This is a genomic window from Micromonospora sp. NPDC049257 (assembly GCF_040678915.1).
In the GTDB taxonomy this organism is placed as follows: domain Bacteria; phylum Actinomycetota; class Actinomycetes; order Mycobacteriales; family Micromonosporaceae; genus Micromonospora; species Micromonospora antibiotica.
The window spans coordinates 57,684-68,524 of sequence record NZ_JBFAQU010000023.1; the positions used below are offsets into that span (position 1 = coordinate 57,684).

7 protein-coding genes are annotated in these 10,841 nt (G+C 75.9%); 5 read left to right on the plus strand and 2 right to left on the minus strand.

Going from position 1 to position 10,841, the window contains the following annotated elements; genetic code table 11:
- The first annotated feature begins 93 nt into the window (after nucleotides 1-93).
- Both AB0K25_RS25620 and AB0K25_RS25625 read left to right on the plus strand, forming a co-directional pair.
- Nucleotides 94-1,071: an ATP-binding cassette domain-containing protein gene (locus tag AB0K25_RS25620; protein ID WP_219461907.1), complete on the plus strand. Its 978-nt coding sequence runs from the start codon at nucleotides 94-96 to the stop codon at nucleotides 1,069-1,071.
- Nucleotides 1,068-1,895, plus strand: a complete 828-nt coding sequence (locus AB0K25_RS25625; protein ID WP_357533491.1) for an ABC transporter permease — start codon at nucleotides 1,068-1,070, stop codon at nucleotides 1,893-1,895. The genes AB0K25_RS25620 and AB0K25_RS25625 overlap by 4 nt, the downstream gene beginning before the upstream one ends.
- Here AB0K25_RS25625 and AB0K25_RS25630 read toward each other — a convergent pair.
- Together AB0K25_RS25630 and AB0K25_RS25635 are read right to left on the minus strand one after the other, a co-directional pair.
- Nucleotides 1,855-5,073: a BTAD domain-containing putative transcriptional regulator gene (locus AB0K25_RS25630; RefSeq protein WP_357533493.1), complete on the minus strand. Its 3,219-nt coding sequence runs from the start codon at nucleotides 5,071-5,073 to the stop codon at nucleotides 1,855-1,857. The genes AB0K25_RS25625 and AB0K25_RS25630 overlap by 41 nt on opposite strands.
- A gap of 48 nt (nucleotides 5,074-5,121) precedes the next feature.
- Nucleotides 5,122-6,246 carry a hypothetical protein gene (locus AB0K25_RS25635; protein ID WP_357018612.1) on the minus strand — a complete coding sequence of 375 codons (1,125 nt, stop codon included), beginning with the start codon at nucleotides 6,244-6,246 and terminating at the stop codon, nucleotides 5,122-5,124.
- Nucleotides 6,247-6,516: 270 nt separating this feature from the next.
- On the opposite strand from AB0K25_RS25635, the gene AB0K25_RS25640 reads away from it, so the two are divergent.
- From AB0K25_RS25640 to AB0K25_RS25650, 3 genes are all read left to right on the plus strand, one after another.
- Nucleotides 6,517-8,163 carry an ABC transporter ATP-binding protein gene (locus AB0K25_RS25640; RefSeq protein ID WP_363823179.1) on the plus strand — a complete coding sequence of 549 codons (1,647 nt, stop codon included), beginning with the start codon at nucleotides 6,517-6,519 and terminating at the stop codon, nucleotides 8,161-8,163.
- Nucleotides 8,160-9,893, plus strand: coding sequence for an ABC transporter ATP-binding protein (locus tag AB0K25_RS25645; RefSeq protein WP_363823138.1), 1,734 nt, complete (start codon nucleotides 8,160-8,162; stop codon nucleotides 9,891-9,893). Before AB0K25_RS25640 ends, AB0K25_RS25645 begins: the two co-directional genes overlap by 4 nt.
- A 212-nt stretch (nucleotides 9,894-10,105) precedes the next feature.
- Complete coding sequence (locus AB0K25_RS25650; RefSeq protein WP_219461895.1) at nucleotides 10,106-10,810, plus strand: VOC family protein; 705 nt, start codon at nucleotides 10,106-10,108, stop codon at nucleotides 10,808-10,810.
- The last annotated feature ends 31 nt before the right edge of the window (nucleotides 10,811-10,841 follow it).

A 10,841-nucleotide genomic window follows, 5' to 3' on the forward strand; every position in this document is an offset into this window, starting at 1 on the left:
CCCGGGCCACCGCAGCACCCCCTGCCTGCGGATGTCAGCCGGTGTCGGCGGCGTGTCGGCGCGGTGTCAGCCGACCGGCGCACGCTGCACGGCATGACAGCTGAACTGATGATCGAGGCCGAGGGCCTGGTCAAGTCCTTCGGCCGCACCCGGGCGTTGCAGGGGGTGGACCTCGCCGTGCCCCGGGGCACCGTGCTCGGGGTGCTCGGCCCCAACGGGGCCGGCAAGACCACCGCCGTGCGCATCCTGTCCACGCTGCTGACCCCGGACGCCGGCACCGCCCGGATCAACGGCCTCGACGTGGTACGCCAGGCCGAGCGGGTCCGGCAGTCCATCGGCCTCACCGGCCAGTACGCCTCGGTCGACGAGGACCTGACCGGGCGGCAGAACCTGGAACTGTTCGGGACGCTGCTGGAACTCGGCCGGGCCGGCGCGCGACGGCGGGCAGCCGAACTGCTCGACTGGTTCGACCTGACCGCCGCCGCGAACCGGCCGGCCAAGACCTACTCCGGTGGGATGCGCCGCCGGCTGGACCTGGCCGCCAGCCTGGTCGGCTCACCGGACGTGATCTTCCTGGACGAGCCGACGACGGGCCTCGACCCGGCCAAGCGCGAGGACATGTGGGACGTGGTCCGGTCGCTGGTGACCAACGGGGCGACCGTGCTGCTCACCACGCAGTACCTGGAGGAGGCCGACGCGCTGGCCGACGCCATCACGGTGATCGACCACGGCCGCGTCATCGCCCACGACACCCCGGACGGGCTCAAGCGGATCGTCGGCGGACAGACCCTGGAGGTACGCCCGACCGACCCGGCACAGCTGGCCCCGACGGCGGCGATCCTGTCCCGGGTGGGCTCCGGCGCACCCGCCGACGAGATCCGCCGGGGTGTGCTCGCGGTACCGGTCTCCGACGACTCCGCGCTGACCGAGAGCGTCGCCCGGCTGGCCGCCGCCGGCATCGCGGTCACCGAACTCTCGCTGCACCTGCCGAGCCTCGACGAGGTCTTCTTCACCCTCACCGGCCGCACCGCGGCCGACGACGACACCACCCGTACGGAGGTCGCCGCATGAGCACCCTGACCGGCACCCCGCCCCGCACCGGGCCGACGCTGTCCACGGTCGTGGCGCAGCCCCGGCCGTTGCGCCTGCTGCGGCACTCGCTGGCGCTGGCCAAACGCAGCCTGATCAAGACCTGGCGGACCCCGGAGGCGTTGATCGACGTCACCCTGCAACCGGTGCTGTTCCTGGTCATCTTCGTGTACGTCTTCGGTGGCGCGGTCGCCGGCTCCACCCACGACTACCTCCAGTACCTGCTGCCGGGCATCCTGGCGCAGACCATCGCCACCGGGTGCATCGCGATCGGTGTCAACCTCAACACCGACATCGCCAAGGGCATCTTCGACCGGTTCCGTTCGCTGCCCGTCCCCCGGTCCGCACCGCTGGTCGGGGCGGTGTTCGGCGACGTGGTGCGGTACGTGATCGTGACCGTGTCGACGCTGGCGATCGGCTACCTGCTCGGCTTCCGGATCGAGTCCGGCCCGGTGCAGGCCCTCGCCGGGTGCCTGCTCGCGGTGCTGTTCGCGCTCTGCCTGAGCTGGCTGCCGGTCTACGTCGGGATGAAGGTCCGCACGCCGGGCGCGGTGCAGGGGGTGATGTTCGCGCTGATCATGCCGTTGAGCTTCGCGTCCAACGTGTTCGTCGCCGCCGGCACCCTGCCGGGCTGGATGCAGGCGGTGGTGACGGTGAACCCGCTGACCCACCTGGTGACGGCGATGCGCGGACTGTTCCTCGGCACCCCGGTCGGCAACCACGTGTGGTGGACGCTGCTGTGGTGCGCCGGCTTCGTGGCGGTGTTCATGCCACTGGCGCTGCGGGCGTACCGTCGGCGGGTGTGATCCGGCCGAGCAGGTCGTCCATCAGCTCGCCGATGCGGGTGGCGGCCGCGGCGGCCGGCCGCGCCCGCCACCCGGCCAGCAACGGCTCCCGCCGCGCCTCGTCACCGAGGGCGGCGGTGAGCCGTTCCCCGATGCCCGACGGGAAGAACGCCGCCGAGTTGCTGCCCAGCCGGGTGCCGAGCGCGAACAACTCCCGGGCGGTCCCGACGTCGTCGCGCCAGGCGGCGAGTTCGGCGCCACCCAACGCCCAGGTCCCGATCACCGGCAGGTCCCGCGACGACAGCGCCTCCGCACCGGCGGCGGCCAGCAGGTCGGTGGCGCGGGCGTCGACGTCGCGCCGGGCGGCCGGCCAGACCTCGGCGATCCGCAGGCGCAGCACCGCCACCGCGACCCGCAGCACGACCCGGGGCTGCGGTGGCGGGCCGGTCCAGCCGGCCAGCGCGCGGACCACCGCGTCGGCGTGGTCGAGCGCCTCGGCATGCCGCCCGCGCTGCCAGGCGAGGCGGGCCAACCCCAGGCCCGCCTGCGCGGTCTCCACCTCCTCGCCCTGACCGGGGGTCGCCGTCTCGACCAACCGCCGCTCGGCCGCCGGGTCACCGCGCAGCGCGAGCTGCACGTCCAGCACCACCTGGGCGGCGCGGACGTCCTGGGTGGCGCCGATCAGCTCCATGTGGTGCACGCCGCGCGCCAGCCACTCGGTGGACCTGCCGTCGGTGGGAGTCAGGCCGTGCCCGACGACCTGCGCCGCCATCGCCATCCCCCAGTGGTCGCCGGCCGTCTCGAACCGACGGTACGCCTGCTCGGCGTCGGCCACCGAGGCCGCCGGCAGACCCCCGCTGTCCCCGATCGCCGCGCGGGCGAACAGGCCGAAGCCCTGCACGTACGGGTCGGGATGCTCGATCAGGGTGAAGGTGCCCGGCAGCGCCAACTCCGGGTCGAGATGGTCGAACGCCGGCAGCACCGAGGCGAGCACCGCGTGCCGGGAGGAGACCTCCCGGGGGCGCTCGGTCAACAGCCGGCGCAGGGCCCGGCGGGCGAGCACGGCGAGCCGGAGCGGGCCGGTGATGCCGGCGTTGACCACCACCAGCAGGCACATCCAGGCCAGCCGGTCGGCGTCGGGCAACGGCCGACCGCCGCTGCGGCCGGAGACGATCGCCGAGCCGTGTCGCCGCCCGGGGGCGTCGAGGTGCAGCAGGCCCCGGGACCAGCCGGAGACCTCCAGGTGCAGGCCCCGTACCGCCCACAGGTGAAACAGCGGGGTGGCGATGTCCACCACGGCCGGTTCGTCGTCGTGCCCGAGCGCCCACCGCAGGCCGGCGACGAGGTTGTCCTGCTCGGCGGCGCACCTGGCGAACGCGTCGAGCTGGTCGGGGCCGATGAACCGGTCGAGCAGCCCGGTCGCCTGCCGCCGGGCCCAGCCGACCAGGCCGGCCATGGCGGTGGCGCGGTCACCGGCGGCGTCGAGCCGGGCCTCGCCGTACTCGCGGACGGTCTCCAGCATCCGGTAGCGGGGTGGGCCGTCGCCCTCGACGAGGGTCAGCAGGGACTGTTCGACCAGCCGCGCCAGCCCACGCCGGACGTCGGGGACACCGGCGACGGCGGCGGCGAGGTCGGCGGTGAACGGGGCGGGGACCACCGCGACCCGCTGGAGCAGGTCCCGGTCGGCGGGGGCGAGGAGTTCCCGGCTCCAGTCGACCATCGCCCACAGGCTCGCGTGCCGCTCCGGCAGGCCACGCAGCGCGGCGTCGAGCAGGGCGAACCGGTCGGTCAGCCCGGCGAGCACGTCGTCGATCGGCATGTGCCGCAGCCGGGCCGCGGCCAGTTCGAGGGCCAGCGGCAGGTTGTCCAGCCGGTGACACAGCGCCAACGTGCGGTCGGTGTCCCCGGTGGGCACCGCACCACCGGCGCGGGCCCGGGACTCGACCAGGGCCACCGCATCGGCGTCGGGCAGCACGGCCAAGCGGTGCACCCGTTCACCGGCCAGACCCAGCGGCGCCCGGCTGGTCGCCAGCACGGTCACCTCCGGTGGGCACACCGCGACCAGGTCCGCGACGACGGCCGCCACCGGATCCAGGAGATGTTCACAGTTGTCCAGCACCACCAGGCCGTCGAGATCCGGCGCGAGGGCACGCAGCCGCTCCTGCGGGGTGAGCACCCGCCGGTCGAGACCCAGGGGGCCGCCGGCCGTCGTGGTGTCCGCCCCGCCGAGAGCAGCCAGGACGGTGGGCAGCACCTCCTCGGGGGCCCGCAGGCCGGCGAGTTCGATCACCCGGGCCGGTCGTCCGGCCGCCACCGCCCGGCGTACCACCTCGGCGGCGAGCCGGGTCTTGCCCGCGCCACCGGTGGCCACGACGGTCACCAGCGCCGCCTCGGTCAGCGCCACCTCCACCGCCTCGACGTCGTGCTCCCGGCCGACGAGCGCCGTCGCCGGCCGCCGCCACGCGGCCGGCAGGGCGGTCCGGGTCGACGTGACCGGCGACGCCGGGCCGGTCGGGGCGGTCAGTTCACCCCGCAGCAACGCCAGGTGGACCTGGCTGATCACCGGCGACGGGTCGGTGCCGTAGCGGTCGGCCAGTTCGGTGCGCAACCGCGCGACCACCTCCAGGGCCTCGGCGTCGCGCCCCTGGGCGGCGAGCATCCGGACCAGCAGGGCGGCCGACGGCTCGTCCGGCGGGGTCCGCGCGACGAGCCGCCGCAGGTCACTGTCGTCATACGGGCCGGGGCCGGTCAACGCCGCCTCGGCGCGCAACGCGACGACGTCGGCGAACAGCCGGCTGGTCTCCTCGGTGTCCCAGGCCGGGACCTCGGGGAACAGCACCCGGGCCGCGTCGGCGGCGTCCCGGGCGGCCGGCCCGGCACCGTCACGCAGGGCGGCCCGGCCCCGCTCCAGCAGCGACCGGGCCCGGACCGCGTCGACGGTGACCTGTTCGGCGGGCAACCGGTAGCCACCCGGCACCGCGAGCACCGGCAGCCCGAGCCGGCGTACCCGGGAGACCAGGGCCTGTACCGCGCCGGTCGCGTCGTCCGGGGGCGTGCCGTCCCACACCGCGTCCACCAGCAACGGGGTGGAGACCGCCCGGCCCCGCGCGTCGACCAGCGTGCGGATCACGGCGGCGAGCCGTTCGCCCCGGACCGGCCGGCCGTCGACGGCGAGCGGGCCGAGGATGCTGATCTGCACGGGTCCAGCATCCCTCACCGGGACACCCGGCCGTCGCCGTCCCCCGCTTCAGTGGCGGGTCCGCCGCGCCCGGACGACCCCGACCAGCGCCGCCAGCAGCAGGCCGGCGACGATCACCCCGACCCCCAGCAGCAGCGACCGGGTCCCGTCGACGCCGGACCGGGCAACGGCGGTGGCGGTCGCGCCCGGGGACGCTGCTGTCGGGGCACCACTGGACGCTGCTGTCGGGGCTCCGTCGGACGCCGTCGGGGCGGGTGGGGACGACACGGCCGGCGTGGGGGCCGCCGGGCGGGCGTAACGCAGCACCGTCGGCCGGGTGCCGGGTGGCTGACCGGCGGTCTCGGAGACGGTGAGCAGCCAGCGGCCGTCGCGGCTGTAACTGACCGACTCGCCCTGCGGCTCGTCGGGCAGCGCCACGGTCCGGGGCGTGCCGCCGGTCAGCGCGGCCACCACGTCGCCGTCGGTCACCTCGTACTCGAAGGCGTCGGCGTAGGTGCGCAGCACGACCCGGCGGCCGTCCGGGGCGACGGCCCCGCCGGTGACCAGCCGACGGCCGAAGAACGAGTACGGGTTCGGGGTCGTGGTGAGTGGCAACCGGACCTGCCCGGCCAGCGTCAACGGCACCGTCGCGCCGGCCCGCAGCGGCCCGGCCGGCAGGTAGACGCCGGCGCTGCCGCCCTGCTTGGTCACCAGCACCGGCCGGCCGGCCCCGTCGAGCAGCAGCGCCTCCGCGTCGTGCGCCCCGTCGGGGTACGCCAGGCGGTGCAGCACCGGCCGGCGGGCCCCGGGCGCGAGCTTCCACAGCGCCACCGTCGACCGGGTCCGGTCGTTGTCGCCGGTGTCGGCGACCCAGACCGTGCCGTCCGCGCCGACCGCCAGGTCCTCGGTGTCGCGGGGCCGCGACGGGTAGGCCACCGTGCGCACCACCGCACACCGGGTGTCGAGGAAGAAGATGCGCCGCCGGGACGCCTCGTCGGCGCCGTCGTTGACCATCACGAACCCGGAGTCGGTGGCGACCATGCCGGAGATCTCGGTCAGCCGCCCGTCGCGGACCCGGCACACCGTGGCCGGTGCCGCCGCACGCGCCGGGTCGGGGACGGCCACCGTCGCCGTGCCGACGACGAGCAGCGTGGTGAGCAGCGACGACAAGCGGGTTGCCGGCCGCCGCGTCATCGCCCCTCCCCCGCCGTGGCCGGCGACCCCCCGCCGACGATCCGAGCACAGGAGCTTGCCGGTCGCCGTACGCCGCGTCAATGCCGCCACCCCGCCGGGCACTGAGGTGTACGCCACCGCGCCGTGGCCGCGTACGGGCCGGTGCGGCCGACGGCCGGTGACTAGCCTGGGTCGGTGCCTCCACGCCTGCCCCACCCGGACCCGGGCACCCCGGACACGGCGGGGCCGCTGCGGTACATCTGGTGGCTGGTCCGCAGCCAACCGTGGCGGGTGCTGCGCGGGTCACTGTTCGGCACGGTCTGGATGGTGGGGTTGTCGGTGCGGCCGTTCCTGGTCGCCCGTGCCGTCGACGACGGGCTGCGCACCGGCGACACCGGGGCGCTGCTCGGCTGGGTCGCCGCGATCGTCGTCGCCGGGGCCGCGCTGGCCTGGGCGGGCATCATGCGGCACCGGACCATGACGTTCATCCGCGAGGACGCCAGCGCCCGCTCGGCGGCCGTGCTGCTGCGGCAACTCGCCCGGGTCGGGGCGGTGCTGCCCCGCCGGCTCGCCGCCGGGGACGTCGCCACCGTCGGCGGGTACGACATCGTGCGCACCTCGCAGGTGCTCACGCTGACCGGCCCCGGGGTGGGCGCGGTACTGGCGTACGCGGTCGCGGCCGTGGTGCTCTGGTCGATCGACCCGGTGCTGGCGCTGGTGACGCTGCTCGGGGTGCCGGTGATCGCGCTGGTCGTGGGCCCGCTGCTGCGCCGGCTGGAGCGGGCCGAGGCGGTCTACCGGCAACAGCAGGGCGAGCTGACCACCCGGGCCGACGACATCGTCGCCGGCCTGCGGGTGCTCGCCGGGGTGGGCGGCCGGCACCTGTTCGCCCGCCGGTACGCCGCCCGGTCGCAACGGCTGCGGGCCGAGGGCTACCGGGTCGGTGCGGTGCTCAGCTGGGTCGACGCGCTGACCGCCGTCATCCCCGGGCTGTTCCTCGCCGTGGTGGTGTGGCTGGCCGCCCGCACGGCCGCGGCGGGCGAGATCACCGTCGGGCAACTGGTGGCCGTCTACGGCTACGTGGCGGTGCTCATCGTGCCGGTCTGGTTCCTGCTGGAGGGCAGCTACCAGTTGATCCAGGGCCGGGTCGCCGCCCGGCGGATCGTCGACCTGCTCCGGCTCGCCCCCGACCCGGTGGGCGGCCCGGCGACCTGTCCCGCCCCGGCCGGCCCGGCCCCGCTGCACGACCCCGACAGCGGGCTGACGGTCCCGGTGGGCCGGTTGATCGGCGTCGCCGCCGACGACCCGGGCGACGCGGCGGCCCTGGCCGACCGGCTGGGGCGGTACGTCACCGGCGCGGTCACCTGGGGCGGGGTCCCGCTGACGGCCGTCGACCTCGACGAGGTGCGCTCCCGCATCCTGGTCGCCGACCACGACGGGTACCTCTTCGCCGGGACGCTGCGGCAGATCCTCGCCGGTCCACAGGGCACCGTCGACGACGCCCGGATCGACGCGGCGTTGCACGTGGCGTCGGCCCGCGACGTCGTCGAAGGGCTGCCCGACGGTCTCGACGCCCCGGTCGGCGACCGGGCCCGTACCCTCTCCGGCGGTCAGCGGCAGCGGGTCCGGCTGGCCCGCGCCCTGCTCGCCGACCCGGAGGTGCTGATCCTGGTCGACCCGACGTCGGCGGTGGACGCACACACCGAGGCCCGGGTGGCGCAGCGCCTGCGGCTGGCCCGTACGGGCCGCACGACGGTGCTGCTGAGCACCTCACCGGTGCTGCTCGGGCACGCCGACACGGTCGCCCACCTGCGCGACGGTCGGATCACCGGCACCGGGACGCACACCGCGCTGCTGGCCGCCGACCCGGACTACCGGCGGCTGGTCTGGCGGACCAGCGGCACCGACGACACGCCGGTGGGGCGGGCCGGACGATGACGAAGCTCCCGGTCGCGAGTGCGGCGGTGGTCCGGCGGGCCGCCCGCGACGTGCTCGCCGGTGACCGGTGGGCGGTCGTCGGGGTGCTGGCGTTGCACAGCGCCGCCGCCCTCGCCGGGCTGGCCGCGCCGTGGCTGATCGGGCGGATCGTCGACCAGGTCACCGCCGGGGCCGGGGCGGGCGCGGTGGACCGGCTGGCGCTGGCCATCGGGGGCTGCGTGCTGGTGCAGGGGCTGCTCGCCCGCTACGCCCAGTACGCCGGGCACCGGTTCGGTGAGCGGGCCGTGGCGCGGCTGCGCGAGGACTTCGTGACCCGCCTGCTCGGCCTGCCCGTCTCGGTGGTCGAGCACGCCGGCACCGGTGACCTGGCCACCCGCAGCTCGGTGGACGTGTCCACGGTGGGCACCATGCTGCGTGACGTGGTGCCGGTGCTGGTCATCGCGGGCACCCAGTTGACGCTGCTGTTCGGCGCGGTGTTCCTGCTGGACCCGCTGCTCGGCCTGGTCGCGCTCGCCGGGTTCCCGTCGATCGGATTGGCGGTCCACCGGTATCTGCGCCGGGCCACCCCCGCCTACCTGGCCGAGGGGGCGGCGACGGCGGAGCTGACCGAGGCGCTGACCACGACCGCCGAGGGCGCCCGCACCGTCGAGGCGTTGCGGCTGGGCCGTGACCGGGTCGCCCACGGCACCGCCCGCATCGGCGCGGTGTGGACCACCCGACGGGCCACCCTCGCCCTGCGGTCGGCGTTCTTTCCGGTGGTGGAGGGCAGCTATCCGCTCCCGATCGCCGCCGTGCTGCTCACCGGGGGTGTGCTGCTGTCGCGGGGACGGGTCAGCCTGGGTGAGGTGGTCGCCGCCGCGCTCTACCTGCAACAGGCGATCGACCCGCTGGACCGGCTGCTGCTGTGGGTGGAGCAGGCGCAGCGCGGCGTCGCCTCGTACGCCCGGGTGCTCGGGGTGGGGCAGGTGCCGCCGGAGCCCCGGGGCCGGGCGGCCCTGCCCACCGGGCGCATGGTGCAGGTGCGCGGGGCCACGTTCCGGTACGCGGGCGGCCCGCAGGTGCTGCACGGCATCGACCTGACGGTCGCGGCGGGGGAACGGCTGGCCGTGGTCGGCCCGTCCGGGGCGGGCAAGTCCACCCTGGCCCGGTTGCTCGCCGGCATCGACGTGCCCGCCCGGGGAATGGTGACCCTCGGCGGGGTCGCGGTCACCGACCTCGACCCGGCCGAACGCCGCCGCCGGATCGCCCTGGTCACCCAGGAGCACCACGTCTTCCTCGGCACGCTGCGGGACAACCTGGTGTTCGCCGCGCCGGGCGGCACCGACGCGCAGTTGCGGGCCGCCCTGGCGGCGGTGGGGGCCGACTGGCACGCCGATCTGCCGGACGGCCTCGACACCCCGCTCGGGGCCGGGGTGCGCGACCTGGGCCCGGCCGAGGCCCAGCAGTTGGCGTTGGCCCGGCTCGTCCTGGCCGACCCGGACATCCTGATCCTCGACGAGGCGACCGCCGCGCTGGACCCGACGACCGCCCGGCGCACCGAGCGGGCGCTCGGTGCGGTGCTGGCCGGCCGGACGGTGATCGCCATCGCGCACCGGCTCAACACCGCGCACGACGCCGACCGGGTGGCGGTGCTGGAGGACGGCCGGATCACCGAGATCGGCCGGCACGACGACCTGGTCGCCAGCGACGGCGTCTACGCGTCCCTGTGGCGTTCCTGGCACGGCCACTGACCGGGCACCCGCCGGGTGCCGTCGGCGGCTGGGGCGGGCAGCTGGGGGCGCGAGACCGGCGCGGCGGGCACGGCTGGGGCGCGAGACCGGCGCGACGGGCACGGCTGGGGCGAGACCGGCGCGGCGGGCGGGGATCGGGCCCGCCGCGCGCTCCGGTCGGGGCCCGGCGATATTGCCTTGTCGCCGCACCGGCCGGTGTCTACGGTGCGGTGATGCTCTCGGGACCCCTGACGTTGACCCTCGACGCCCGACATCCGACCCGACTGGCGCGCTTCTGGGCCGGCCTGCTCGACCGGGAGGTCGTCGAGGACGCCACCGGTCGGGCGCTCCTGCCCGGCACGGACACCCAGCTCGGCCTCCGGTTCGTCCCGAGCCCCACCCGCAAGGCCGGTCCGAACCGGATGCACCTGCACCTGACCAGCACCAGCCCCGACGACCAGCAGCGGCAGGTGGCGACCGCGCTGGACCTCGGCGGCGCCCACCTCGACGTCGGGCAGCGACCCGAGGAGGGGCACATCGTGCTGGCCGACCCCGAGGGTAACGAGTTCTGCGTCATCGAGGCGGACAACAACTTCCTCGCCGGTTGCGGTCCACTCGGGGAGATCGCCTGCGACGGCACCCGGGCGGTCGGTCTCTTCTGGAGCGCGGCGTTGGGCTGGCCGCTGGTCTGGGACCAGGACCAGGAGACCGCCGTCCAGTCACCGCACGGCGGCACGAAGATCGCCTGGGGTGGTCCGCCCGTGGCTCCCAGGCAGGGCCGCAACCGGCAGCGACTGGACCTCGCCCCCGAGGGCGACCAGCAGGCGGAGGTCGACCGACTGGTCGCCCTCGGGGCCACCCGGCTGGATGCCGGCGCGGACGGCGACATCGTGCTGGCCGATCCGGACGGCAACGAGTTCTGCGTGACGGCGAGCTGATCACCCGGGGCGCCGGGTCACCCGCCGGCCG